Here is a 26,929-nt window from a genome sequence, read left to right as displayed (position 1 = left end):
AAATTTAGCCAAAAGAGCCGAAATGAAAAAACTATTACTACCTGTCGCTATTGCAGGCATTCTCGCCGGCACCCAGCTGTCACTAACAGCTCACGCCCACGATCACAGTGGCTCCAGCCACCATAAGGCCACTGCTGAACAGCAGCAGCTCACTTCCGGTATCGACCTCACCGCGATGGATACTAGTGTTCGCCCACAGGATGACTTCTTCGCCTATGTAAACGGCACCTGGCTAAAGAACACCGAAATTCCAGCAGATAAATCCCTCTGGGGCGGCTTCACAACCCTGAGAGACAAAAGCACAGAACAAGTTAAAACACTGATCATGGAGGCCAGTAAAGGCGCCAGCAGCAAAGATGCCAAGCAGATCGGTGACCTCTACAACAGCTTTATGAATGAAAAGCTGATTGAAAAGAAAGGCATTACCGCTGTCTCCTCCGAACTCGCCAAAATCGACGCAATTAAGACCCGCAAGGATCTGACCAACTATTTCGCCTACGCTGATATCGCCGGCTACGACGTACCCTTCGGTGGCGGCATCTACCAAGACCTGAAAGAGGTCGAGAACTATATTTTCTACCTGTGGCAGGCCGGCCTGGGTATGCCCGACCGCGACTACTATTTCGAAGATACCGAGAAGAGCAAGGGGCTGCGCAAGGCCTATAAAGAGTATCTGGTAGAAATTCAAAAGTTAGGCCAGCTGGATAATGCCGAAGCGTTCTCCAAGAAAATCTTCAAGCTGGAAGAGAGCCTCGCCAAGTATCACCGTACACGTCTGGACAACCGCGACCCCGAAAAGTATTACAACAAGAAATCCACTGCGGAGCTGAAAAAGCTGATGCCCGCAGTTGACTGGAACAGCTACCTAAGCGCAGCCAAACTGGGCAAGGCTGACAGCTTTATTGTGGGCCAGCCCGAGTACCTGGAAGCCGCTAATCAGATCATTGTCGACACCGATATGGCCACCTGGAAACGCTACCTGAAGGTCAAGGTACTTTCCGCCATGGCGCCTTACATGCACAGTGAGCTTGCCCAGGCACATTTCGATTTTTACAACACCAAACTCCACGGCGTAGAGCAGATGGAACCCCGTTGGAAGCGCGGCACCCAGTTTGTGAATGGCGCAGTGGGTGAGTTGGTCGGCAAGCGCTACGTTGAAAAGTACTTCCCACCGGAAGCTAAAGCGCGCATGACTGTGCTGGTGGACAACCTGAAAGCCGCCTACCGTGAATCCATCGAGTCCTTGGAGTGGATGGGTGAGGACACCCGCAAACAGGCATTGTTTAAGCTGGAAAACTTCACCACCAAGATTGGCTACCCGGACAAGTGGCGTGACTACTCCGCACTCAAGGTAGATGCCGATAACCTGGTGGGCAATGTGCTGGCAGCCAATATGTTTGAGGCCAGTTATGATCGCAACAAACTGGGCAAGCCCATCGACCGCGGTGAGTGGGGCATGAGCCCACAGACCGTGAATGCCTACTACAACCCGGCAATGAACGAGATCGTGTTCCCCGCAGCAATTCTGCAACCGCCATTCTTTAATATGAATGCCGACGATGCAGTGAACTACGGCGGTATCGGTGGTGTGATCGGCCATGAAATCGGTCACGGCTTCGATGACAAGGGCAGTAAATTCGATGGCAAAGGCTACCTAAATAACTGGTGGACTGACTCTGACCGCAATAACTTTGAGAGCCTAACCAGTAAGCTGGTCTCCCAATACGACGCCTACGAACCCTTAGAAGATGAACACATCAACGGCAAGCTGACTCTGGGTGAAAACATCGGCGACTTGTCCGGCCTCGGCATCGCCTATAAAGCCTACAAAATGTCCCTGAACGGTAAAAAAGCACCGGTCATCGACGGTTTCACCGGTGATCAGCGCGTATTTATGGGCTGGGCACAGGTTTGGCGTAGCAAGATCCGCGATGAAGCTCTGAGCGGCCGTATGAAGGTGGATACCCATTCTCCTGCGGAGTACCGAGTGAAAGGGGTCCTCCCCAATATCGAAGCTTTCTACGAAGCTTTTGATATTAAAGAAGGTGACGGTATGTACCTGCCGAAAGAGGAGCGCGTGAAGATCTGGTAATCGCTGGCAATAATCCTGCCATCTGTTACCGGCTTTCCGCTCTACCGGCCGCCCCGGCGGCCGGTTTCTCTCAATATTTTCCTCGAAGTTTCCCTCTCTCCCAATATTTCCTCATTCTTGTACCATCCATTTCATCAACACTACAGGATGGACAAATCTTTGCCGCAATAGCTTAAGATGGATGGCGTGCTTTCATAAGAGATACCACCAATGGCCCATCGCACCCAGTTCCAACTGCTTGCCAGCCGCCGCTTTCTGCCCTTCTTTATCACCCAGTTTTTAGGTGCCTTTAACGATAACGTATATAAATATGCGTTGAGCGTGATGATCGCCTTTCGCTTGGTGGAAAGCGAAGCCAATGCTCTAATTAATATCGCCGCCGGCCTGTTTATACTGCCGTTTTTCCTATTTTCCGCTTCTGCAGGTCAGTTGGCAGACAAATTTGATAAGAGCCGCTTAATTAGACTGATCAAGCTGGGAGAGATCGTTATTGGCTCCCTCGGTATAGGTGCGCTTTATAGCGGCAGTAATCTGCTCTGCCTTGCCGTGTTGTTCCTGCTCGGAGTGCAGTCCGCCTTCTTTGGCCCGGTGAAGTACGCCATCCTGCCACAATCCTTGAAACGCTCTGAACTGGTCGGTGGTAACGCCCTGATAGAGATGGGTACTTTTGTTGGTATCCTCGCCGGCACCATTGTGGGCGGCCTACTCGCCGGACTGACCGGGCAAGGGGAACACGGTCTCTTCTACCTCAGCCTGATCATTATGGGGGCCGCGATATTCGGCTACTTGGCAAGCCGCTGGATTCCTCAAAGTCCAGCGCCCTCACCAAATTTGCATATCAACCCAAACCCCATCACCCAAACCAACAAAATCCTGCGTACTACCGCCAAAACCCCATCAATTTTCTATGCCATTATCGGCATCTCCTGGTTTTGGCTATTGGGCGCGGCTTATCTGACGCAGATACCCAGTTTTACGAATAATGTACTGGGGGGAGATGAATCCCTTGTCACCCTATTGTTGTGTGCCTTTACCGTCGGTATTGCCCTGGGCTCCATGCTGTGCGAGCGCTTATCCAACGGCCATATCGAATTGGGCCTAGTACCACTGGGTGCCGCCGGCCTCACCATTGCCGGAATCGCTCTTTCCAGTGCCGGGGGGGGCTTTCAGGAACTGCAAGAGCCCACCTTAAGCGCTTTCTTCAACAGCGATGGCGCCCTCACTATTCTTATCTGCATCGCATTGTTAGGTATTTTTGGTGGCCTCTACATTGTGCCTCTCTACGCTATGATGCAAGACCGATCGCCTCGAGAAATTCGCGCACAGATTATCTCGGTCAACAATATTCTTAACGCGCTGTTTATGGTTGTTTCAGCGCTGCTGGGTATTTTGTTCCTGAATATCCTAGGAGCCACGATTCCACAGTTTTTCCTGGTCATCGCCCTGATGAACGCCGCCGTGGCTATCTTTGTATTCACCAAGGTTCCCGAATTCGCGATGCGTCTACTTATCTGGATGCTCTCCCACACAATGTATCGGGTAAAGCATCAAGGGTTAGAGCAGATTCCCGCAGAAGGACCAGCCCTGATCGTGTGTAACCATGTGAGTTATGTGGATGCCCTACTGTTAGCCGGCGCCGTACGCCGCCCAATACGCTTTATCATGTATAAGCCGATTTATGAAATCCCGGTGCTGCACTTTATCTTCCGCACTGGGCGCGCCATTCCCATCTGCTCCAAGTCACGGGATCCTGCAGGCTATGATCAGGCATTCAAGGACATTGAGCAGGGTTTGCAAGATGGTGACCTGCTATGTATTTTCCCAGAGGGACAACTCACTAAAGACGGAGAGATGCAACCGTTTAAAGCCGGCATTGAAAAAATCCTTGCGCGCACCCCTGTGCCAGTAATCCCCATGGCCCTACGCGGACTTTGGGGCAGCTTCTTCAGTCATAAAGGTGGACACGCCTTCACCACCCTGCCAAAGCGCTTCTGGTCCAAAGTCAGTGTCGTGGCAGGCGCTCCGATTAAAGCGCCTGAAGCCAAGGTAGAGGCATTACACGATGAGGTACTGGAGTTGCGCGGGGAATTAAAATAGATCAACACATATTTTGGGGCTGGGATAACACCAGCCCTGTCATCAAAACCCTTACGCGCCAGGATATTTGACCAGACCAAGGCTACTGTAGTCTTACTGCTGTCCTATGCTTAACCAAACTTCCTTCAATGTAACCCCATCTTCAGAACCTTATAAAGCACGATGACCGAATACGGGTCTAACAAGGAATATTCGCAGCATCACTCAACAAATATGAATCCCCGACTGATAAACAATCAGATATAGGCTGTCTCATGTAAGGAAGTGGCAATGGCTCGACAGAATCAGTTTCAGCTATTGGGAAAACGCCGCTTCCTCCCCCTATTCCTTACTCTGATCACTGTCTATTTCAACAACAATATCTTCAGAAATGCTCTCTTAGTTATTCTCGCTTTCCAGCTGGCAAAAAACGAAGCCAATACCCTGATCAATCTGGCAACCGCACTTTATCTTTTACCTTTTTTCCTATTTTCTATCACAGCGGGACAATTGGCAGATAGGTTCGATAAAAGCAAATTTATTAGGCTGATTAAGCTGCTAGAAATCCCCATTGTACTTCTGGGGGCTGTTGCGCTGTATGCCAACAGTAAGATGCTAAGCTTCTTAGTTTTATTCCTATTAGCAACCCACGAGACTTTCTACGGCCCTGCCCGCTATGCAGTTATGCCCCAACACCTGAAACGAAAAGAACTGATGGGTGCTAATGGGTTGGCACAAATGGCAATTTTTGCTGGCAGCCTTAGCGGTGCAATCGTAGGCGCTCTACTCGCAGATTTTATCAAGCCGGGACAACATGGGGTTTTATATCTTAGCCTTGTCATGTCTGGTATCGCAGTTTTCGGTTATTTAAGCAGCCGCGCAATACCTCCAGCACCACCATTGTCACCCCGCTTAAAAGTGAATTGGAACCCAGTAAAGCAAACTCTGAAAATTTTACAGCAAACAATGAAGAACCCTTCGGTTTTTTATTCCATCATCGCCTGTTCTTGGTTTTGGCTAATCAGCACAACTTTTATTGCGCAAATTCCCAGTTTCACCAAAAACACACTGGGCGCCAGCGAACCCGTGGTTACCCTGATGATTTGCTGCTTAACAATTGGTATTTCGCTTGGATCCCTTATGTGCAATACCTTATCTCGAGGCCGCATTACACTTGGCATAGTACCCATCGGTGGGCTTGGGATAACTCTGGGCGGGCTTGGTCTGGGTTTTAGCGCACTAGGTTTTCATACTATATCTGGAGCTTCCATATCTGAATTTATGATGAGCGACAACGCAGTTTCAATTTTGCTCTACACAGTATTGGTGGGTTTCTCCGGGGGGATCTTTATCGTGCCACTCTACACCATCATTCAAGACCGGGCAGAAAAGCAAATACGCGGACAAATTCTTGCACTGAATAACATGTCCTACGCCCTATTCGTTGTCATAATCTCAATAGTCAATATTATATTGCTAGATGCGGCAAAGATATCTATCACCCAACTTATAATATTCCTTGCAATTTTAAATTTCCTTGCATTAATTTTTATCTGTTTCAAATTACCCGAGCTGTTAGTGCACCTAACCACCTGGGCCTATACAAATATCGTGGCTCGAGTGCAAGGAGAAAACTTGAAACTGATACCGGAACAAGGAACCACTCTCATCATCTGCACGTCCATAAATTACCGGGCACCTCTAATCCTATATGAGATAATACCGCGCCCCGTTCGTTTTATCTTACCGCAATCATTATTCAATCATAAATTAATACGCTTTGCCCTTAGCAATGGGGGCACACAACCTATAATTTACAACTCAGAAAAAACAGAAAAGAATATCAACCTTCTCAACGAAATAGAAAGCGCAACAAAAAAAGAGGAACTTTTGTGTCTATTTATAGACAAGCAAGATCATTCAAGTTCAATCATGAAAAGAAGAAAACAGTTATGGGGCATATTTAAGAATCATAAAGTTCCCATTATTCAAACTCTATTGCAGATCAAGAAGACAAAAAGCCAGTTAAGCAGAAGAACATTATTAACCTTAAAAAACATTTACAAAGACGACGATATTTAAAAAGAAAACCTACAAAGACAGCCTCACCATTTAAGGATAAAGACCTCAAAAACCACAACTACTCTTTTACAATAACAATCAACACTATAAAACCAAATTCCATCTGCTAGTTGGCAGCAGTTTCTTCTACTCTCCAAGCATCCACTGATTCAGCTTTACCCTATGCTATTAGTTACTCACTTTTGCACTGATACAATGGTTTAGTCACTGGATTTGTTCAAGGGAAGCAACCCAACTAAAGAAAGGCGCCAATGGCCCAGCAAAACCAATTCACCCTTTTTACCAAGCGCCGCTTCCTGCCACTGTTTCTCTCACTGATCAGTGCCGCCTTCAACGACAATATTTTCAAAAATGCACTCCTGGTGATGCTGGCATTTCGTCTGGCGGAGTCCGAGGCTAATGCCTTAATCAATCTCGCAACGGGCTTTTATATACTACCGTATTTTCTCTTTTCGGTAACGGCCGGCCAGCTAGCGGATAAATATGACAAGAGCCGAATTATCAGGATATTGAAGTTAGCGGAAATATTTTTTGTCTTGCTGGGAGCCTATAGCCTTATTTATAACAACCAGATCCTGAACTTTATTGTGCTGTTTTTAATGGCAACACACACCGCTATATTCAGCCCTGTGCAGTATGCCCTACTACCCCAACACCTCAAGCGCAGCGAGTTGATGGGAGGCAATGGATTGGCACAGATGGCTTCCTTTGCCGGGGTGTTAGTCGGGACTATTGCCGGTACCCTACTCGCCGGTTACACAAAACCGGGTCAACCGGGACTGGAGGAATTGGGAGCCATCATGGTTGTGATAGCCGTCTTAGGCTATCTTGCCAGCCGAATGATCCCACAAGCACCTCCCCCGACCCCAGACTTGCGCATCGACTGGAACCCCGTATCCCAAGCTTGGCGTATAATGCGGCTAACGGTTAAGAATCCATCAGTTTTTTACGCTATTCTCGCCTGTTCCTGGTTCTGGCTGGTCAGTTCAGCCTATCTGGCACAGGTGCCCAGCCTCACCAAGAATGTACTAGGCGCGAGCGAGCCAGTTATCACCATTATTCTGTGCTGCCTATCCATTGGTGTGGCGGCGGGCTCCCTGATGTGCGAAGCACTCTCCAGAGGGCGCATCACATTTGGCATAGTACCTATCGGCGCCTTGGGGATCACTCTAGGTGGGCTGGGCCTCGGTATAACCACTGCACAGTTTGACACCTTGTCCGGGGCATCTATCAGCGAATACCTGCAAAGTGATGGCGCTTATGCCGTACTCATATATACCGCTTTACTGGGCATATTTGGCGGTATCTTCATTGTACCGCTTTATACAATCATGCAGGACAGGACCGACTACGCTGTGCGTGCGCAAGTCCTATCCCTAAACAATGTTTTAAACGCCCTATTTATTGTACTGATCTCGCTGCTTAGTATTTTTTTTCTCGACGTACTGAAAATTACAATTCCGCAGCTATTTATCCTGATGGCTCTGGTGAACTGTACAGTAATGGCTTTATTGTTTTTCAAACAACCAGAATTTATTGTGCACTTACTTGTGTGGCTTTCCTCGCATCTATTCGCCCGTACCTCCTACGGAGAACTCAAGCACATTCCCGCCACAGGAGCTGCATTACTAGTCTGCAGCCCAGCAGCCCGGCTGGCGCCCCAACTGCTTATGGATACTCTACTGAGGCCGATTCGCTTTATTCTGCCCCAGGGGTTTAACCAATTTCCTTTGCTGCGATTTATTTTTAACAATTACAGTCTTGCGCCCATTTTTTACGACGCAACAGGAGATAAAGATAAGTTCTCAGCGGAAATACGTCGAGCTGTAGGGAATGGTGAATTAATCTGCTTCTTTCCCGTTAAAGATCACTGTGACAGTGAATTTACTGATATTGAAAGACAACTAAAGGAGGTCTTAACGCATACGGCCACCCCCATATTCCCCCTTACTCTGAAGGGATTGCACGATGAGGTTTCAGGCAGCCCCAATCATAAAAAAATGCGCTTTCTCCCCAAAGTACATATCAGCGTAGGGCAGCCTATTGCAGCGAAAGATATAAACAAATCAGCCTTAGCTGAGTAACTCAGCCAAAGTGTTACTTAATTCATCGATTTAACCAGCAACCACTAACCACCAGTAAAAAATGTGCCTTATTCGAACCCCAAATTCAGAGTTTAATCGCGCTCAAGTCCAGCAACAGCTGCGAACTCCACACCCAAATAGGGTAATTGGCATATTCAGATTCTAAGTGGAGCTTCTTTAGCAAAAAAATACCCGCTTCTAGGAGCGGGTATTTTCAATACTTTCAAGCTGCGTTTTATTAAGCAACCTTGGCAGGAGCCTCAGTAGAAACACTCCCCTTTCTCATCAGCCAAAGCGCTCCGATAAGCACCAAGGCCTGCAAGCCAATCCCCTGCCAAGTTGGGTAAATACCCAGCCAGTCGAAGCTAAACTGCACCGGCAGCGGTGAAATACCAATCCAGGCCGCCTCCTGCAACGCGGCAACCGCCTTGCCAGCAAGTACGAATGACAGTGCCAGCAATACATATGTGGTCACGCTGAAGAATTTACCGATCGGCAGGCTCACCGAGTAACGCACTAGGGCAAAACCAATCACCGCCAGTAAAACTACACCAGCGCCAACCCCTGTCCACAAAGTGCCATAATGACCTACAGAAGTCTGCGCCAGTAGAGATTGGTAGAACAGGATGGTCTCGAAGATCTCACGGTAAACTGCGATAAATGCCAGCCCTGTAATACCCCAAAGTGCACCGGTACTCAGGCTACGGTTGATGCTTTCACGGATATATTTCTGCCACTCGTCCGCTTGTGTTTTGCTGTGCATCCAGAAGCCCACATAGAAGAGCACTACCGCGGCCAGCAAGGCGGCCACGCCCTCCATCACCTCACGACCGGCGCCACTAATGGTGATCAGTGTTTGCGCCGCAAACCAGGTGGCAAAGCCGGCGGCAAAGGCACCGACCCAGCCCACATGCACAAATTTGAGGGCATCGCGACGGCCAGTTTTTACCAGGATGGTAGTCAGAGCAATCACCACCAACAACGCCTCCAACCCTTCACGCAGAAGAATCACCAGACTGGCAATAAATAGAGCAGCACCAGACAGGTTGCCCTCCTGCATTAGCGACTCCGCTTGAGCTAGTTGCTGCAGGATTGTCTCAATCTGCGCCCGAACCTGTTGGGGATCGCTATCGGCATGGAGTTGCGCGCGCAATCCCAACAACTCACGCTCAGTGGCCAAGCGCAGGTCTGCATCCAGAGCATTCAGGGAATTTTCCGCCATCTCAAAACCATCGAGATAGGCGCTGATAGCCAGTGTGCGAGCTTTGGCGAAGTCGCCCTGTTGATAAGCCAGCAGCGACGCCTGTAACTGTGTGCGCGCCACATCAATGGGAGAGCCGCCTACCGAGGCCTCTGCGGTAAATAGCACACTCGGATCAGCGCGTAGTGCCGCCACCGTCTGCGAGGAGATTTCCGGACGATCATTGCGCAGCACCTGTGGGCTATACATCACCATATCTTGCAAGCTAGGTTTCATTTCCGCAGCCGAGTCGCTTTCACCGGCAAATGCCAAGCCACCCACGTAAAAAGCGAGAGACCAGCGCTGCTGCTCGGTGAGGTTAGCAAATGCAGTCATGGCGGTGCCATCAATACCATTGCTGATCGCATCGTAAAGCCCCAACAGAGAACGATTAACAGCGCGCTCGCGCTCGTGGAAATTGGTCGGCGCAGGCTCCAGATTCGCCGCCAGGGGGCCATCGCCGTGACCCTCCACACCGTGACACGCAATACACTGGGCCTGATAAAGCGTGAGAGTCTCTTCAGTACTGACTAATCCACTTGGCAGTGATAATGCCGGAGCAATAGCTAGCAACCCCTGGCGCAAACTGGCTGTGTGCACCTGCACTTCATCAATATCCGCTTTGCGCTGGATCGCCGCCTGTAAGGCCTGGGCCTCTGCGCGAATAACACTGGCCTCGGTGGAATCTTTTAGCTGCTGCCCACGGTCGATCAGCAGCCCGGCGAACTCCTCCATTTCAGCATATTCGTCGGCATTGATGATCTTGCCTCCGGCCACAGCCTCCGGGTAATCAACGCCAATATATTCCGCCATTTGCATCAACTGGCGCAGTTCCTGCTCTGAGAGCCCCCCCTGCTGGGCCTGGGCGGGGATAATCGAAATGGCCAGCAACGCTAAAAACAAGCGAGCCAGATAGTGGGAAAGGCGCATGGAGTGTCCTTTTCAGTTGCTACAAACAATATTCGTTATGGAGCGCACAATATTATTGATAATCATTCTCATAATAAACCCCATGCTTAAACTCACCTATATTCATTGAGTTGAAAAAGCCTTGCTTTTTACATTGCCCACAATTAAATTGTGCACAACTTAAAAAGCGGAGCACACCATGACAGACCTTTACTCAATCCCCGTAAAGACCGCCAGCGGCGAAACCACTTCCCTTGAGGACTACAAGGGCAAACTGATCCTTGTGGTAAACACTGCCAGCAAGTGTGGATTCACCAAGCAGTACAAAGGACTCGAAGCCCTCTACGATCAATATAAAGACCGCGGCCTAACCGTGCTTGGCTTCCCCTGTAACCAGTTCGGCAAACAGGAACCCGGCAGTGACGATGAAATCCAAGAGTTCTGTGAACTGAATTTTGGCGTCAGCTTTCCCGTTTACGCCAAACTCGATGTCAATGGCCCCACGGCTCACCCACTATTTGTGGAGCTGAAGAAAAGAGCACCGGGTCTCCTTGGCACCGAAGGCATCAAGTGGAACTTCACCAAATTTCTGATCAGTAAGGATGGCAAGGAAATTAAACGCTACGCCCCAAAAGACACCCCTGAGTCCCTGCAGGAAGAAATCGAACGGATGTTGTAACTGTGATTTGCGACGAAGATTCCGAGCTGGCTCTCAACCGCCAGCTCTGTTTTGCCCTCTACGCTGCCTCCAGGGCTATGACGAAAGCCTATCAGCCCATGCTGCAAGACCTGGGCATCACCTACCCCCAGTACCTTGTGTTGATGGTGCTCTGGGAGTGGGCACGTGAAGATGAAAACTGCGAAGTCGAAAAAGACGGAAAGGATAATGAGAGAAGCCTCGGCGCTCTCGGGCAGCGCTTGATGCTCGATTCCGGCACTCTCACCCCCCTCTTGAAGCGCATGCAGGAACATGGACTGGTAGAGAGAAAACGCGCTCCATGGGATGAACGGGTCACTCTAGTGGCTGCCACCAGTGCTGGTCTGGCATTAAAGCCCCGGGCCAAGCAGTGGGTGCAGCAAAACATCCAAAACTCAGCCATTACTCGTACTGAGGTGAAACAGCTTCACGGTGACCTCTGGCAATTTCTAAACAAGCTGGAAGGTAGCAATCCCATAGGGACTGCAAAGTAGAAACATTATTTTCCTCATCGCCCCCGGGAACCTTCATCCTTGGGGTAAACACCCCAAGAGAGAGAATAAGCCAACAAATAGCATAATTATTAGGACATAATTACCTATAAAAAACGATTTGAATGAATATTTAGGATGAGCATTGACCTCAAGCTTAAATAACCTCCATAATATGCGAAATCCAGTCCGCTGCCGGTATCGCCACACATGAAGACTGACAACTGTACTTTTCAGCCTCGCCATTTCGCCCTAGCTTCCTCGCTACGACTGCCCTTGCGCGGCATATAATTTTTCTCCCCCCCACCCTCAACAGAATTCCCAACTTTATTTGGACGTTGCGTAGACAGCGGCGAAGCCCCTTGTTTAGCCTCGAAACAAATAAGGAGAAAAAACAGAAATGAGCACCAAAAAAGATAAGTTAGTCATTTTTGATACCACTCTGCGCGATGGAGAGCAGAGTCCCGGCGCCTCTATGACCAAAGAGGAGAAGGTGCGCATAGCCCGTATGCTGGAACGCATGCGTGTAGATGTGATTGAAGCTGGCTTCGCCATTGCCAGCCCCGGAGATTTTGAAGCTGTTCAGGCGGTTGCCGAAGCCGTGAGCGAGTCTCGTATCTGCAGCCTCGCTCGCGCCGTCAACGCCGATATAGTGCGCGCCGGAGAGGCCCTGAAAAAAGCCAACGCCTCGCGTATTCACACATTTATCGCCACCTCCCCAATTCATATGCAATACAAGCTGCAGATGGATCCGGAGGATGTGCTGCAGCAAGCGGTGAAAGCCGTAAAGACCGCGCGCCAGTTTACCGACGATGTTGAATTCTCTCTGGAGGATGGCAGTCGCTCTGAACCGGAGTTTATGTATCGCATTATCGAGGCGGTGATCGCCGCCGGTGCCGGCACTATCAATATCCCCGATACTGTCGGTTATGGTGAACCGGGCGAGTACGGTGCCATGTTCCGCCGGGTTATCGAGAGTGTCCCCAACTCCGACAAAGCCATCTTTTCTACCCACTGTCACAACGACCTGGGTCTGGCAGTGGCCAACTCCCTGTCGGCCGTTATGAACGGCGTACGCCAGGTAGAGTGCACCATCAACGGCTTGGGTGAGCGCGCCGGTAACGCCTCTCTGGAAGAAATCGTGATGGCGGTACAGACCCGCCAGGATCTCTACCCGGTACACACCGGCATCGACACCAGCCATATTGTGCCCACCTCACGCATGGTCTCGTCGGTAACCGGCTTCCCGGTACAACCCAACAAGGCCATTGTCGGTGCCAACGCCTTCGCCCATGAGTCCGGCATCCATCAGGACGGGGTACTCAAACACCGCGAAACCTACGAAATCATGCGTGCCGAAGATGTGGGTTGGGGGCAAAACCGCCTGGTGCTCGGTAAACATTCCGGCAGGGCCGCGGTACGTGCCCGCTATGAGGAGCTGGGCATCGCCTTTAGCGATGGCGAAGAGTTCCAACTGGTATTCCAGCGCTTTAAGGAACTGGCCGATAAGAAGCACGAAATTTTCGACGAGGATCTGCACTCTCTGGTGGCCCTGCGCGAGGAACCCGCCGAGCGCTTCAAGCTGCTCGACCTAGACGTACGCACTAAAATCGGCAGTGCACCACAAGCCTTTATCGAACTATCCATCGATGGTGTGCCCCACCAGACTGAGGCTCAAGGCGGCGGACCGGTAGATGCCACTTTCAAAGCTATCGAGCATATCGTGGATAGTGGCGCAGATTTAAAGCTGTATTCCGTCAACGCGGTCACCCAGGGAACAGATTCCCAGGGCTCTGTCACCGTGCGATTGGAGAGAGATGGCCGTCTAGTCAATGGTGTTGGCGCCGATACCGATATTTTGATTGCCTCGGCACAAGCCTACATGGATGCGTTAAACTTGCTCGCCATCAGTGAGAGTAAGAAACAGGGCGTGTAAGTGAACGAGCTGCAGCGAGCGGAATATCTATCGGTACTGGGTATAGCCAGCTATGTGCCTCGCTTTGTATTACCGCTCGCTCCCGAGCCCCGCCAGGCCAAGCTGCCACCGGCGGAGCCGGATACCGCTACTGACCAATCGCTGCCGTTAGCTAGCAACCCCCTGCCGCAGTCTGCGGCACAGATTGTCGACGCACCGGCAACCAAAGAGCGTGATACTGTCGCGGCGGAGATCAACGCACTAACTAGCGCGACAAAAGCACAGGCTCCGGCAAAACCTACTATTGCCATACCGGTGGCGGCGCCGAGCCAGCCAGTGAAACCCTTTGTACTCAACTGCTGGCGTCTCGGCGAAACCCTGCTGGCAGTAGACAGCCACGAGCCCGGTGCCGCACTGCCACTGGAGGCTCTTTTCGGCAATATCGTTCGAGCGCTTAACTGGCACGAGCTACCGCGCCAGCAAGAGCGTCTGCATTGGCCAATGGCAGAAAACCGCTTCGGCCCGGCGGCAGACGCCTCGGAGGCCCGCGATACCTTTTCCAGTTGGCTGGAGGCCTCCTGCTCGCGCTATCCAGTGCGGTCGATCTGGTTGATGGGGCAAGAGGCACAGGAATTCTGTACACCTCAGCCTCTGGAAAGCGATATCAACCACTGGGATGGTATACGCATCCTTCCCATGCCCAGTCTGTCGCAACTGCTACAACAGCCCCAACGCAAGCGCGAACTCTGGCAGCTGCTGCGCAAAGCCTATCCCGCAGAGACCCGCGCTCAATGATGTTGTCCAACACCAAATTGGATTTACGCCTCGCTGAGGAGACTGACTGTGCCGCTCTGGCCAATCTGGCGCTCAGTGCCCACAGCCACCCCTGGAGTGAGACACAATATCTGCAGAGCCTAAAAGCCGGGCACCAGTGCTGGCTACTCAACAGCGGCAGTGTGACTGTCGCCTGCTGTGTAATCAGCCAGCTGTTTGACGAAGCGGAAATTCTCGATGTGGCCGTGGTACCCCAGTGGCGCCGGCATGGCTTGGCGGAAACGCTGTTGCGCCGCCTTATCGACGAGCGACACAAAGATATCCGGCGGCTATTGCTGGAGGTGCGGGCCTCCAATCTCGCCGCGCAGTCACTCTATCGCAAACTGGGTTTTTCTGAGGATGGCTTGCGCAAGAATTACTATCCCGCGGAAAACGGCAAACGCGAGAATGCTGTACTCATGAGCCTCGCCCTGGCAGAGCCGCAACCGTAGCTTAAAACAGTCAGCGGGCGTTTTTGGCCCAAATTTCTCGCCGTGCCATCCCACGCAGTTTTCCGCAGGGGATGCTGCCGAACCATATCTTCATTGCCTGAGCAGTATCAGAAAATCTGCCCAAACAACCGATTTGTTGGAAAGAGTTATCGAATGTCGCTATCTAAAAGCAGTCCCTCACTCCTAGAAGGCTCGGTTTCCGGCCACCTGCAGAGACTGGCTCTGCCCATGGTGTGGGGTATCCTCGCGGTAATGTCCTTCAATATCGTGGATACCTATTTTGTCTCACAGCTGGGCAGTGCCCCTCTAGCGGCTATGAGCTTCACCTTCCCGGTTGTGATGGTCATCAACAGTTTCTCCATTGGTCTCGGCGCCGGCACCTCCTCCGCCGTAGCCCGTGCCTACGGTGCTGGAGATGTAGGGAATGTGCGCAGATTAGTAACAGACGCCTCGGTATTGGCGCTCCTCATTTCTCTGCTGATTACTGTCGCCGGCCTGTTGAGCATTCGCCCCCTGTTTTCCCTGCTCGGTGCCAGCGAAGAGCTGATGCCACTGATTGAGGACTACATGGTGCCCTGGTACATCGGCACCATCTTCGTGATAGTCCCCACCATTGCCCTTTCGGCTCTGCGCGCAATCGGCAACAGCGCGCTGACCGGTCGAATCATGGTGGGGGTGGCCCTGTTCAATGTGATCCTCGATCCTATTCTAATTTTTGGCCTGCTAGGGTTTCCCCGGCTGGAATTACAGGGCGCAGCGATCGCCACTGTCATCGTGCGCGCCATCAGTTTCTTCTTCGCCTTCTATTACTTGATCCGCCGGGAAAATCTTGTGGCCGCGCCCCAATGGCACTTCGGTACCCTAGTCGAATCCTGGCGCAAAGTCCTCGCCGTGGGGCTGCCGGCGGTACTCACCAATGTCATTATCCCCATGGCCGGCGGTGTTGTAGTAGCACTGGTGGCCGTACACGGCGACGAGGCCGTGGCCGGACTCGGCGTGGCCCTGCGTATCGAGCCGGTCGCCCTGATTATTTTTTATGCACTTTCTGCAGTCGTCGGCCCCTTTATGGGACAAAACGCCGGGGCCGGCAACACCGACCGGCTGCGGGAAACCGTCAGTGTACTGGCGCGCTTCTGCCTGATACTGGGGACGGGGTTGGCGGTGTTGCTTTATTTGATCGGCGAGCCAGTAGTGCGCTTGTTCAGCGACTCCCCAGAAGTTATCGCCGTGGCTGTCGCCTACCTGAGCCTGGTGCCGTTCAGCTATGCCGGTTACGGTTTTGTAATGTCGGCCAATGCCGCCTTCAACGGCCTGGGTCGGCCATTGCCTGCAACCATGATCTCGTTCCTGCGGGTACTCGGTATCTATCTCCCCCTAGCGTGGGTCGGCAACTATTTCTGGGGCATGACCGGATTGTTTGCCGCTACCGCCGCATCCAACCTGTTGCTCGGCGCCCTATCCTGGTGGTGGCTGCGCCACGATACCAGCAAGCGCAGTGCGGAAGTCGACACAACAGAACCCCTATCGGCCAGTTAATTTCAGTTCAGGAAAACACAAGCGACAGCCTCATTGCGCAACTCTCCCGTCCATGAGGCTGCCTCTTGTTCAACTTTACAGCGCTGTATTTCACTCTGCCGCCTTCATAATGAATTATCCGCCACATTAGTGAGCTTGCATATTACTTCCCACTTTGCACGTTAGTTTCAGCCGTAGCCGAACCCAGAGTCTGGTCACGCCTACTTACTCCGCAGCAAGGACGGTGATTTATGCAAGAAAAGGAAAGTGCACCGCTTCGCTGGCAACTGTGGCGCAACACAGTCCTGTCAGCTCTGCTCTCGACCCTGGTTTCAACAAGCCTAATGGGCTGCGATCAGGACGACCCCGATACCCCTCCAAAAGATGATCCCGGAGATAACGGCGGCGGTGACAACGGGAACCACGAGCCCTGGATTCTGAACACCACTGGCGTCCGCGCACCCTATATCTACGAAAGCGATAGCAACGAACAGGTATTGGTGAACATCCAGAGTGTGGAGTCAGTCATGGTGGACGGCAAAGATTACTCTCTGATAACGGCGACAGGCATCCCCGATTACGAAACCGAAATCACTGACAACCTATACGATTGGCTGATCAATCGCCCCAAGGCCGCCACTGATTTCGTCAGCGGTAGCCCCATTGTGCAGGTTGGCGATGTCGTCAGCTTTGGCCAGGATATCGGCTACCGCAGTAACACGCAGAGTTGTGCTACGAATGCGGGATACGGCTACTGGCCTCCCGGTCCCGTATGCCCTGAGAACGTCTCTCATCAAGGCTACTTCCCACTGGCACCAGAAATGTCCGATGAAAGCTGTGAAAGCGGGCTTGGAGCACAGGGCTACTGGGTCAACGGCACTTCCATCTATCAGTGGAGCGATGGCCAGGTAGTGGATGGCACTTGGCACACCTTGGCACCGGTGGCAGAAAAGTACGATGTAGATATCTGCGGAGGCCATGCGGCTAGGGGGGATTACCATCACCATTTTTACAGCGGCTGCCTGGCGGATCTGGTTGGGGACTCAGGCGGTACTCACTCCCCGATTTACGGCTTTACCGCCGATGGCTATCCCATCTACGGCCCCTGGGAAGCCGATGGAGAGCTGGCCATAAGCAGCTGGGCCATTCGCAATTACGACGACCCCAGCGCACCGAGTGGTTGCGGCATAGCCGGGGAGCGCAGCTGCTTGTTGATCGATGAGTACGATTTCACTAAAGGCACTGAAGTACTAAACAATAGAGGTCCCAGCACCAGTGATGTTTTCACTTCTCTATCGGGCAATACGTTTATTACCAGGTCTGGTTTTTTCTATGAGGATTATTATTGGGACAGCGTCCTTACTGCGCTCGGCGGTGCCCATCTGGATCAATACAACGGTCACAGCGATAGTGAACGCGGTTACCACTATCACCTCACCGTGACCCAGGCCGAAGACGGGCAGCTTATTCCGGCCTTTCCCTATACCTTCGGGCCGCGCTTCTACGGTAAGCTGGATAGCCAGACGATCGTCAGTGTCTGTTCCGATGAGGTCGGGGGCGGTACTCCGCCGGGACCCCCACCAAGGTAAGCCGAAACACCTTAAGGTTTTGCATTTATTTTTAAGCGCTGCTGCAATTAAACCGCGCTGCGGGATTCCCCCACAGCGTGGTGGCAATCTCACCCGCACAACTGTCACTACGCTTGAAGACTATTCCCCAAGGCAAACTTTGCAAAATTTAACAGTGCCGATCTCTGCCAGAGAGCGGCATCATATTTTTTTCATCGCGTTAAAAAATCGGCAGAGGGGGAATGAATGGCTTCCCCATACCCATTGGGGAGAAAGGTTTTTGCAGACATAGACGCTTTCACGCAATGGTCTGTTTTAGCGCAATAGTGAAAGGCATTTCTCATCGGGAAAACCAGCTGCGCAAGTCTGCATATTGTCCATATTTTGTCCTCTTTTCTTCAGTACTTTCAGGTGGCTTCTCCTTTGATGTCAGGGTTACCCATGAAAAGAATAGAAATGCTCCTCCCGGACCAGCGCTCGCTTTTATCCTGCGCCATCGCCCTTACACTGATCACCGGTGCCTTACAGGGATGCGGTGGCGGAGGGGGTTCTTCCTCTGATACAGAAATCAGCAGCGAGGGCAGTGACTCCTCAACCGGCAGCGACAGCGGTGATGACAGCAGTGGGGACGAAGACACTGGAGGAGCCGACAGCAGTACGGAAGACACCGGGGTCTGGGTCGTCAATACCACCGGAGAGCGCGCGCCCTATATCTACGAGAACAACAGTAATGAGCAAGTTCTGGTCAATGTGCAGAGTGTTGAATCCATTACTGTAAGCGGCAAGGAATACACCCGGGTATCCGCGAGCGGAATTCCCGACTACGAAATTCTGATCACCGAAAATATCCTCAGTGCCCTGCTCACCCGCCCCAAGGTTAACAGTGATTTCCTAAACGGCAGCCCCAATGTGCAAGTGGGTGACTTCATCAGTTTTGGTCAGAATATCGGTTATCGCAGCAACGCCTCCTGTGGTGCCGAAGCAGGCTATGGCTTTTGGCCCCCCGGCCCCGTCTGCCCGGAGAATGTCTCGCATCAGGGCTACATCCCCAAATCCCCGGAAGCTGCAACAGAAGACTGTGAAACTAGCCTTGGCGTGCAGGGCTACTGGGTAAATGGCACCTCTATCTATCAGTGGAGCGACGGCCAGTCTGTCAACAACACCTGGCACACCCTAGCCCCTCTGGCCGAAGTCTATGATGTGGATGTCTGTGGTGGTCATGCCGCCAACGGTGATTACCATCATCATTTCTACAGCGACTGCCTGGCAAATCTGGTGGGGGATGTAGGTGATGCCCACTCACCAATTTATGGTTATACCGCCGATGGCTACCCGATTTACGGGCCCTGGGAAGGCGACGAACAATTGGCAATAAGCAGCTGGGCAATACGCGACTACGACGATCCCAGCTCAGAAACCGGTTGTGGCGTCGCCGGCGAGCGCTCATGCCTATTGGTTGACGAATACGACACTAGCAAGGGCGTTGCAAATACCAACAATACCGGCCCATCCACCAACGGCAGTTATACCTCCCTATCCGGTAACGAATTCGATACTACGGCCGGCTTTTTTTACGAGGACTATTACTGGGATCCTGAACTGTTAGCCCAGGGTGGTGCATACCTGGACCAGTACAACGGCCATACAGATGAAGAACGCGGCTACCATTATCACTTGACTGTCACACTTAGCGATGACGCCCAATTGGTGCCCGCATTCCCCTTCACTTTTGGACCACGCTTTTACGGAAAACTGGATGAGCAAACCATTGTAAACCGGTGTTCTTCAACCATTGGGCGCTGATATCGAGCATCATTAAAGGCGAACTTTCTATGAAAATAATCGGGTATTTTCTTATTGGCTCCCTCTTCGGTCTGATGGTATCGGGCAGCCCCGCACTGACCGCCCAAGCCAACCCCCACGCCGGCCACAACGGCGATCAACATCCGGTCATAGAGATACCCGTGCATATAGCCGTACCGAGAATTGAACTGGACATCAGCAGAGATAGCCTGTCCGGTTTCAATTTACATATCGGCTACGACCGCTTCGAACTGGAATCCCCCCGCTACGCCAGCAATAAGCCACAGCGTTTCCTCGAAGGGCACGCACACCTCTACATCAATGGGGAAAAAATACAGCGCCTCTACGCCGCCGACGTGCATCTGCCAAAAAAACTGCTGAAGCCTGGCTTCAACCAAATCACAGTGACTCTCAATGCGCACGACCACAGTACCTGGAGTCGCGGGGGCAAGCGGGTTTTGGCAACTCTATTTATTCAGCGCGACAGAGATAACTTTGTCCTGCACCATTTTTCCACATCGCCTTTATCTCAGGGTGAAAGGAGAGAAGAAAGTAAGAGGCCACGAGATTTAGCGCACATTAGCCAGTAAGCCGCTGGAGGTTTTCCCGCTGTATTTATTCAGCGCAATTTTTCGCAAAGTACCTGAACTGCTTTGTATTCTTGGTCATAAACAGTAAGTAATTGGCCACTGAGATTGCCTCCCCTTTTGCTGTAAGTGTACGCTTGGAGAATCATCCGAACGGGCAAAGCCCAAAATGGTGGAACGGGAGAGTCCGCATACCCACTGTCCGTAGGAAGGACTGCTAGAAAGATGTCGTTAAATATTCGCAACAAACTCAGCCTGGCTTTTTTACTCACCACGGCGATTACTGTCGGTGGTATGTTTATTTTTTTCCAGTGGAGTTTCAGCCACGGTTTTCAGGCTTATATGCGTGCACAAGAGTTGCGCGATGTGGAAGGACTGGTCCAGGCACTGGAACGCTTTTACCGTCGTAAGGGCAGCTGGAAATCTCTAGAAGCGAATGGCTCCGAGTGGATTGACCTGCACAGACAAACAATCTTTCGTCGCTTCGACCGCTTACCGCCACCCCCACCACCTGATGGCAGGCCACCGCGAGGCATGTTCGGGCCAGGCCATCGCCCGCCTATGGGTAACCGCTTGGGGCCACGCCTAAGCCTTTTTGACAGTGAAAAGCGACTCGTAATTGGTCGACCAGCACCGGAAAAAGAATTGCTCTATCAGCCAATTAAAGTAGCAGATAAAACTGTTGGCTACCTCACTATCAATCCACCGCCCGAGCTCTCCAATAATTATGAACAGGGTTTTATCCAGGAGTTATCCCGCACTTTTGCGCTGATCTCCATCGCCACTTTTCTCGTTGCCCTAGCCATTGCCCTACCCCTGGCCTGGCAGCTGGTACGCCCTATCCAACGCCTGGCCGAAGCCACCCACCGCCTCACTTCGGGAGATTATAAAACCCGAATTGATATCGAGCGGCGCGACGAACTTGGCCAGCTGAGTGCAGACTTCAACCGCTTGGCGGCAACCCTAGAGGCCAACGAGCACGCACGCAATCGCTGGATGGCCGATATCTCCCATGAGCTGCGCACTCCACTGGCAGTACTCAAAGGGCAAATTGAAGCCCTGCAGGATGGTGTACGCACCGCCACACCGGAAAATCTCAATATTTTGCACGATAAAATTCGCCAGCTCAGCCGCTTGATAAACGACCTCTATGAGCTCTCGCTATCCGATGCCGGGGCCTTGAACTATTGCAAATCCGACCTCTCATTGGGCCCATTGCTGATCAAGGTAGTTGAGGATTTTCACAGTGCCTTTGCCGAGAAAAATATCGATTTGCAATTGCAGTGTGAGTTGGCCGAAAACAAACTAATTTACGCTGATGAGGCACGTCTACAACAATTGTTTGGCAACCTCCTCACCAATAGCTTGCGTTATACCGATAGCGGTGGCCAACTTAAAATACATGCCCGCGCGGAAGCGCAAACGGCTATTATCACCTTTGCTGATTCCTCTCCGGGAGTCACCAGTGCAGATATGCCTCATCTTTTCGATCGTCTCTATCGCACCGAAGTCTCGCGCAGCCGAGAAACCGGGGGGGCGGGCCTGGGGCTGTCGATTTGCCAGAATATTGTCCAGGCCCACGAGGGCAGTATTTCCGCTGGCCCGTCTCGCCTGGGCGGCCTGGAAATTAGTATTTATCTCCCTCTCAGCGAGAGGATCAAATGGTAGGAATAATGGGCGCAAGGATTTTAATTGTCGAAGATGAAATAGAACTGGCCAACTTGCTGCTGGATTACCTTGAAGCAGCTGGCTATCAGGCCGATATACTCACCAATGGCAATGAGGTCATCCCCCATGTCGAGGCCCAACCCCCAGACCTGATTTTGCTCGATCTGATGTTACCGGGGAAAGGCGGATTGGAGATCTGCACGGCAATCCGCCGCTACAGCAGCGTACCGATTATTATGCTGACCGCCAGAATTGAAGAAGCTGACCGCTTGCGCGGCTTGGAAATTGGAGCGGACGACTATGTGTGTAAACCCTATAGCCCCAGGGAAATCGTGGCGCGGGCCAAAGCCGTTCTGCGTCGTACGCACAGCTCCGAGCAACAAAAACTCGGGGAGATCCAGCTGCAGCGCAACACCGGTCAACTGTTGATCGGGGGCCAAGACGTGGGCTTAACGGCCCTGGAGTTCCATCTCTTCGAGCTTCTCTACAGTGAGCCGGGCCGTATTTTTTCCCGAGAACAAATCATGGATCGTATTTATTCCGACTACCGGGTAATCAGCGATCGAACTATCGATAGCCACATAAAAAAATTGCGCAAGAAAATTGCGGCCTTGCTACCGGATAAAGAATTAATCCATTCAGTTTACGGTGCGGGATACAAATTTGAGGTGCAGTAATTATTACGGTGTAAACGCATAGTACTCTGTATTTTGATAGAGCCGCAGAAGAGATGCTGGGAGCTGAGCTCCCAGCGATCAAATTACAAAGCCTCGGTGGCTTTCTGTAACCAGGAAGCCGTTTTTTCATTCACCAGAGGCGTAATGATCTTCCGCACACGCTGGTGGTAACAGTTCAACCATTGCAGCTCTTGCGCGGTGAGAAGTGTAGTATCAATCAGACTCCGATCGATCGGCGCCAGCGTTAATTCCTCAAACTGCAAAAAACCTTGGTAATCCACACTCTCTTTTACAAACACCAGATTTTCAATACGAATACCGTATTGACCGGTGAGATAAAAACCCGGTTCATTGGAGAGAATCATACCGGGCTGTAACGGGGTATTGGTAACCGCTTTGCCGATACGCTGTGGCCCTTCGTGCACACTTAGAAAACTACCAACACCATGACCTGTTCCGTGGGCGTAATCCAAGCCGGCATCCCATAGAGATCTACGTGCAATCGCATCGATCTGCTCTCCACAGGTGCCCTGCGGAAAGCGTAGGGTAGCGATGGCAATATGTCCTTTGAGCACACGGGTAAAGTGCTCTCGTGCAAGTGCAGGAATTTCTCCCAGGGCCACTGTACGAGTTACATCCGTAGTGCCATCGGGATATTGAGCGCCCGAGTCGCACAGGAAAATGCCCTCAGGGGCCATCGGCAAGCTCGACTCCTCGCTCACCCGGTAGTGCACTATGGCACCATTGGGGCCATAGCCCGAAATAGTTTCAAAGCTATTACCCCGAAAGCCTTCGCGCTGCTGGCGCTTGCTGTAAAGCAGCTTCACCGCAGCCAGTTCATCCAAACCTTCTGCCACTGCAGTGGGCAGTTCGGCTAGGAATTCACACAGCGCTGCACCATCGCGCTCATGCGCTGCCCTGGAGCCCGCCAGCTCTACGGAATTTTTACACGCCTTGGCCTGGGTCACAGGGTCACGCTCCAATAGCAATTGCAAATCCAGAGCGCGTAGCTGCTGCAGAGTCCAACAGTTACTAATTGTGGGGTCTACCCAAATCCTGTTCACGTGGCGGCGGCGCAGACCTTCAAACAACTGGCCCTTCTCGGTCACCACCATCACTTCCCGATTAAGGTGCTCCAAAAGCCCCTCACCAACTGCCGGTTCGGCCAGATACAAAATTGCGCTGCCGTCTCTGAAGAGCACTCCACTGGATAGTGCTACAGGTAAATGGGGAATGTCGTCTCCACGAATATTGAACAGCCAGGCACAGCTCTCGGGATTTGCCAGCCACAGAGCATCTACACGCTTTTCGGCGAGAAGAGTGGCGATGCGCTGGCGCTTTTCACTGGAGTGCTCACCAGTAAACACATAGGGGTGGGGGCAGGCTTGGCCACAGGGAGATGCTGGCCGGTCGAGCCAAATCGTATCAATGGGATTCTGTTCCAAGGGCTTTAAGGCAATATCTCGTTCAGCCAAATACTCTTTCAACAGCGCCAACCCCGGCTCCGTATGCAGGCGAGGATCAAAGCCCAGAGACTGACCCGAGCGCAGCTGATCACCCACCCAACGGGCAATAACCCGGCTATTTAGATCCTCCAGGGCTATGGGCAGGTCTCCCAATTGCTGCTGGCCTTGCAGGGTATAGCGACCATCAACAAAAAGAGCAGCTTTATCCAGGCCAATCACCGCCATGCCCGCAGATCCTGTAAAGCCAGTAATCCAGGCCAAACGCTCATCTGCTGCGGGCACATATTCATTCTGATACTCATCGGCGCGGGGAACCAGGAAAGCCTCCACGCCCTGTCGCCGCAACTCCTCCCGCACTCGCTGTAATCGTTCCTGACTCATACTTCCCCCATGGTTTTCCAGCACCCGAGCCACTTCTGCAGCCCCATGCTTAGTCACTGTTCTTTGTGATGACCTTGACTCGACTGAAAAGTCGAATTTATTCAAAAAGATGTTCTGGAGTGCCAGCAGTGCTGGCAGCTCCGCCTATTGACACTGCCGAAATGGTTTTTATGCCCCAATTTCAGAGGCCAATTTCGCAGTATACCCCACCCTTGTATCAGCGCCGGCGTGTATAATGCAGACCTGTTTTTATTCCGAATATCGAGTGATCGAATCTTAAAATATGGGCCAGAGTTCTTCCCTGGCGGGCTACGCCGGCCGCCGCACCTTCGCTATTATTTCCCACCCCTATAAATCCCCCGCCGTCACAGCCTGACAACCTACGACAAAAAACCAGTAAAACCCGTACAAAACACTACTTTTCAAGCATTAGACTCGCGACAGCCTAAGTCACTCAAAACCAACCCCAGCCGCAAAAAATGTGTACATAGGCGTGTACACAAATCGCCTTTTTGTTAGCCTTAAAAAATATGTACACACGGAGGTTGTTATGGCGTTGTCGGATGCCTGGCTGAAGGCTAATTCAGGAAAGAAGATAGAGAAGCGTTTTGAAAAGGCCGACCGGGATGGTCTCAGTGTGCGCGTTACGCCGCAGGGGAAAATCACTTTTCAGCTCCGCTATCGCTACGACGGCAAGGCGGCCCGTGTGGATCTCGGCTCCTACCCTTTAATGACCCTGAAGAACGCCCGAAGCGAAGGCCAGCGCCTGAAAGGCAAGCTGGAACAGGGCTATGACCCCAGGGTGGTTAAGCAGCTAGAAAAGCAGGCGATCCTTAACGCGGATTCTTTAGAGGAGCTTTTCCTACAGTGGTATCACTCCTACTGCAAGGAAAACAAAAAGGGCCACCATGAAATCCTGCGCTCTTTTCAGTTGTATGTATTCCCAGCCGTTGGCCACCTACCTGCCGAAGAGGTCACTTTGCACGAGTGGCTGGCCCTTCTAGAGAAACGGGCACAGGCCACCCCCGGCATTGCCGACCGCATCCTGACCAATGCCAAGCAAATGCTGAAGTGGGGCGTACGGCGCAGACTGATCACCAGCAACCCAATTGCCAATATCAACGCAACGGAAGATCTGCGCATCAAGAAAGGCATCGGCACCCGCTCTCTAAGCCAGGATGAAATCAGCATGATATGGCAGGCCCTGGAGCACTCGCGCATGGCGCCAAAGAATAAGATTTTCCTCAAGCTGTGTCTGTTCTATGGCTGCCGCAATGGCGAGCTGCGTGTAAGTGAGAAAGAGCACTTCGATTTTGAAAAGCGCATTTGGACAGTGCCACCCGCCAACCACAAGATGGGCAAGTCAACCAAGAAGCCCCTGCTGCGCCCCATCACCCCCGAGATTGAGCCCCTGCTGAAAGAGGCTTTTCTGCTGAGTGGCGAAAGCAAACACCTGTTCAACAATAGCGGCAGCGATAAGCCTATGGGCCAGGGCGCACCGCTGGCACTGCCTTACAACCTGATGCAGTGGCTACGCCGGCACAGAGACTACGAGATGAAACACTGGTCGGTGCACGACTTGCGTAAGACGGCAAGGACAAACTTTTCCGAACTGACAGAGCCGCATATTGCTGAAATTATGTTGGGGCATAAGTTGCCAGGTCAGTGGCAAGTCTATGACCACTATGACTATCTGAAAGAGCAAACCGAAGCCTATACAAAATGGTGGGTAAAGCTCACCGAGCTAACAAATTTTACACGCTGAGAATCGTGGCCAGTCGTCGTAATGCCCAATTTATGGTAATTGAAAAGCAACAAGGAGCGTAAATGCAAAGAACTAATCACAAGCTTGATGAAGCGAAATTTTTCTTAAAAAAAATGGAAGAAAATTACACATCATCGGAATTCGATTTTTATCTTAGCGCCTTCATTTCAGCCTGCAGAAGTGTACTTTGGGTACTTGCTGCTGAGTGCAAGAAAATTAACGGCTGGGAAGATTGGTACAAATCCTTAAAGCCAGACGAAAAAGAAAAAGAGTTTTTAAAGGCGACTAATGAGCTTAGGGTTAGATCTGAAAAACACTCCCCACTGGTAACAGATTTACTTGGCTTGGCTGTAATTCCACCTGATGCTATTAGCATCTTACCTGAGCCATTAAAAGAGGCATTAAAAGAGGCATTCTTGTCAGGAAAATGGGAGAATTTGGATATAAAAATCCATACAAAGAGTGATATACCTAAGGAAAGTAGTAATCGTCATTTCATTCCATTTTTATCCACAAATGCATACCGTCAAGTTCCTGAATTCGAAGGACAGGATATCCTAAAAGTATGTAGCAGGTACTATAATCAAGTAACAGGGATCGTTGATCAGAGTAAATTAAAGTTCTCCGTTTAAAAAAAATTACACCGGA

19 protein-coding genes are annotated in these 26,929 nt (G+C 51.6%); 17 read left to right on the top strand and 2 right to left on the bottom strand.

The genetic code is table 11. The features are described 5' to 3' along the window. Positions 1-22: 22 nt before the first annotated feature. The 4 genes from ACJJJA_RS04490 (at position 23) to ACJJJA_RS04475 (ending at position 8,334) form a co-directional block, all read left to right on the top strand. Positions 23-2,092, top strand: coding sequence for a M13 family metallopeptidase (locus ACJJJA_RS04490; protein WP_444903856.1), 2,070 nt, complete (start codon positions 23-25; stop codon positions 2,090-2,092). 210 nt (positions 2,093-2,302) lie between these two features. Then, on the top strand, positions 2,303-4,189 hold the full coding sequence (locus ACJJJA_RS04485; protein ID WP_444903855.1) for an MFS transporter: 1,887 nt from the start codon (positions 2,303-2,305) through the stop codon (positions 4,187-4,189). A gap of 270 nt (positions 4,190-4,459) precedes the next feature. Next, positions 4,460-6,250: an MFS transporter gene (locus ACJJJA_RS04480; protein WP_444903854.1), complete on the top strand. Its 1,791-nt coding sequence runs from the start codon at positions 4,460-4,462 to the stop codon at positions 6,248-6,250. 251 nt (positions 6,251-6,501) lie between these two features. Beyond that, on the top strand, positions 6,502-8,334 hold the full coding sequence (locus tag ACJJJA_RS04475; protein ID WP_444903853.1) for an MFS transporter: 1,833 nt from the start codon (positions 6,502-6,504) through the stop codon (positions 8,332-8,334). A 238-nt stretch (positions 8,335-8,572) separates the two neighbouring features. Here the strand turns inward: ACJJJA_RS04475 and ACJJJA_RS04470 are convergent, their stop codons facing one another. Then, positions 8,573-10,504 (bottom strand): cytochrome c/FTR1 family iron permease, encoded by a 1,932-nt coding sequence (locus ACJJJA_RS04470; protein ID WP_444903852.1) that lies wholly within the window; start codon positions 10,502-10,504, stop codon positions 8,573-8,575. Positions 10,505-10,682: 178 nt separating this feature from the next. Between ACJJJA_RS04470 and ACJJJA_RS04465 the strand changes: the two genes are divergently transcribed. From ACJJJA_RS04465 to ACJJJA_RS04415, 11 genes are all read left to right on the top strand, one after another. Continuing rightward, positions 10,683-11,162, top strand: coding sequence for a glutathione peroxidase (locus ACJJJA_RS04465; protein ID WP_444883748.1), 480 nt, complete (start codon positions 10,683-10,685; stop codon positions 11,160-11,162). Between the two features lie 2 nt (positions 11,163-11,164). Further along, on the top strand, positions 11,165-11,674 hold the full coding sequence (locus tag ACJJJA_RS04460) for a MarR family winged helix-turn-helix transcriptional regulator (RefSeq protein ID WP_252084542.1): 510 nt from the start codon (positions 11,165-11,167) through the stop codon (positions 11,672-11,674). A gap of 397 nt (positions 11,675-12,071) precedes the next feature. Beyond that, entirely contained in the window at positions 12,072-13,607 is a 1,536-nt protein-coding gene (locus ACJJJA_RS04455; protein WP_444903851.1) for a 2-isopropylmalate synthase, read from the top strand. After that, positions 13,608-14,381, top strand: coding sequence for a uracil-DNA glycosylase family protein (locus ACJJJA_RS04450; protein ID WP_444903850.1), 774 nt, complete (start codon positions 13,608-13,610; stop codon positions 14,379-14,381). Next, the gene (gene rimI / locus ACJJJA_RS04445; RefSeq protein WP_444903849.1) at positions 14,378-14,851 is read left to right on the top strand and encodes a ribosomal protein S18-alanine N-acetyltransferase; all 474 of its coding nucleotides are present in this window, start codon (positions 14,378-14,380) and stop codon (positions 14,849-14,851) included. The genes ACJJJA_RS04450 and rimI overlap by 4 nt, the downstream gene beginning before the upstream one ends. Before the next feature lie 153 nt (positions 14,852-15,004). Beyond that, positions 15,005-16,387, top strand: a complete 1,383-nt coding sequence (locus ACJJJA_RS04440) for an MATE family efflux transporter (protein ID WP_252084538.1) — start codon at positions 15,005-15,007, stop codon at positions 16,385-16,387. Positions 16,388-16,617: 230 nt separating this feature from the next. Next, positions 16,618-17,955, top strand: coding sequence for a YHYH protein (locus ACJJJA_RS04435; protein ID WP_444903848.1), 1,338 nt, complete (start codon positions 16,618-16,620; stop codon positions 17,953-17,955). A 420-nt stretch (positions 17,956-18,375) separates the two neighbouring features. Next, positions 18,376-19,737, top strand: coding sequence for a YHYH protein (locus tag ACJJJA_RS04430; protein ID WP_444903847.1), 1,362 nt, complete (start codon positions 18,376-18,378; stop codon positions 19,735-19,737). A 29-nt stretch (positions 19,738-19,766) separates the two neighbouring features. Continuing rightward, on the top strand, positions 19,767-20,327 hold the full coding sequence (locus tag ACJJJA_RS04425; RefSeq protein WP_444903846.1) for a hypothetical protein: 561 nt from the start codon (positions 19,767-19,769) through the stop codon (positions 20,325-20,327). A gap of 222 nt (positions 20,328-20,549) precedes the next feature. Beyond that, on the top strand, positions 20,550-21,992 hold the full coding sequence (locus tag ACJJJA_RS04420) for an ATP-binding protein (protein ID WP_444903845.1): 1,443 nt from the start codon (positions 20,550-20,552) through the stop codon (positions 21,990-21,992). 5 nt (positions 21,993-21,997) lie between these two features. Then, the gene (locus tag ACJJJA_RS04415) at positions 21,998-22,669 is read left to right on the top strand and encodes a response regulator (protein ID WP_444905225.1); all 672 of its coding nucleotides are present in this window, start codon (positions 21,998-22,000) and stop codon (positions 22,667-22,669) included. Between the two features lie 83 nt (positions 22,670-22,752). On the opposite strand, the gene ACJJJA_RS04410 is transcribed toward ACJJJA_RS04415, so the two are convergent. Next, entirely contained in the window at positions 22,753-24,516 is a 1,764-nt protein-coding gene (locus ACJJJA_RS04410) for an aminopeptidase P family protein (RefSeq protein WP_444903844.1), read from the bottom strand. A gap of 550 nt (positions 24,517-25,066) precedes the next feature. On the opposite strand from ACJJJA_RS04410, the gene ACJJJA_RS04405 reads away from it, so the two are divergent. Then, positions 25,067-26,281 carry a tyrosine-type recombinase/integrase gene (locus ACJJJA_RS04405; protein WP_444903843.1) on the top strand — a complete coding sequence of 405 codons (1,215 nt, stop codon included), beginning with the start codon at positions 25,067-25,069 and terminating at the stop codon, positions 26,279-26,281. 62 nt (positions 26,282-26,343) lie between these two features. After that, positions 26,344-26,913, top strand: coding sequence for a hypothetical protein (locus ACJJJA_RS04400; protein WP_444903842.1), 570 nt, complete (start codon positions 26,344-26,346; stop codon positions 26,911-26,913). Positions 26,914-26,929: the final 16 nt, after the last annotated feature.

It is taken from the genome of Microbulbifer mixtoriginis (SeqCode), from assembly GCF_052466865.1.
The sequence above is the reverse complement of the archived record's forward strand: the minus strand, read 5'-3'. Positions and strand labels throughout refer to the sequence as shown.

Bases quoted from the DNA above. Each gene is read 5' to 3' on its own strand.
- ACJJJA_RS04490 (WP_444903856.1), top strand. From the start codon at position 23: ATGAAAAAACTATTACTACCTGTCGCTATTGCAGGCATTCTCGCCGGC.
- ACJJJA_RS04485 (WP_444903855.1), top strand. From the start codon at position 2,303: ATGGCCCATCGCACCCAGTTCCAACTGCTTGCCAGCCGCCGCTTTCTG.
- ACJJJA_RS04480 (WP_444903854.1), top strand. From the start codon at position 4,460: ATGGCTCGACAGAATCAGTTTCAGCTATTGGGAAAACGCCGCTTCCTC.
- ACJJJA_RS04475 (WP_444903853.1), top strand. From the start codon at position 6,502: ATGGCCCAGCAAAACCAATTCACCCTTTTTACCAAGCGCCGCTTCCTG.
- ACJJJA_RS04470 (WP_444903852.1), bottom strand. From the start codon at position 10,504: ATGCGCCTTTCCCACTATCTGGCTCGCTTGTTTTTAGCGTTGCTGGCC.
- ACJJJA_RS04465 (WP_444883748.1), top strand. From the start codon at position 10,683: ATGACAGACCTTTACTCAATCCCCGTAAAGACCGCCAGCGGCGAAACC.
- ACJJJA_RS04455 (WP_444903851.1), top strand. From the start codon at position 12,072: ATGAGCACCAAAAAAGATAAGTTAGTCATTTTTGATACCACTCTGCGC.
- rimI (WP_444903849.1), top strand. From the start codon at position 14,378: ATGATGTTGTCCAACACCAAATTGGATTTACGCCTCGCTGAGGAGACT.
- ACJJJA_RS04440 (WP_252084538.1), top strand. From the start codon at position 15,005: ATGTCGCTATCTAAAAGCAGTCCCTCACTCCTAGAAGGCTCGGTTTCC.
- ACJJJA_RS04435 (WP_444903848.1), top strand. From the start codon at position 16,618: ATGCAAGAAAAGGAAAGTGCACCGCTTCGCTGGCAACTGTGGCGCAAC.
- ACJJJA_RS04430 (WP_444903847.1), top strand. From the start codon at position 18,376: ATGAAAAGAATAGAAATGCTCCTCCCGGACCAGCGCTCGCTTTTATCC.
- ACJJJA_RS04425 (WP_444903846.1), top strand. From the start codon at position 19,767: ATGAAAATAATCGGGTATTTTCTTATTGGCTCCCTCTTCGGTCTGATG.
- ACJJJA_RS04420 (WP_444903845.1), top strand. From the start codon at position 20,550: ATGTCGTTAAATATTCGCAACAAACTCAGCCTGGCTTTTTTACTCACC.
- ACJJJA_RS04415 (WP_444905225.1), top strand. From the start codon at position 21,998: ATGGGCGCAAGGATTTTAATTGTCGAAGATGAAATAGAACTGGCCAAC.
- ACJJJA_RS04410 (WP_444903844.1), bottom strand. From the start codon at position 24,516: ATGAGTCAGGAACGATTACAGCGAGTGCGGGAGGAGTTGCGGCGACAG.
- ACJJJA_RS04405 (WP_444903843.1), top strand. From the start codon at position 25,067: ATGGCGTTGTCGGATGCCTGGCTGAAGGCTAATTCAGGAAAGAAGATA.
- ACJJJA_RS04400 (WP_444903842.1), top strand. From the start codon at position 26,344: ATGCAAAGAACTAATCACAAGCTTGATGAAGCGAAATTTTTCTTAAAA.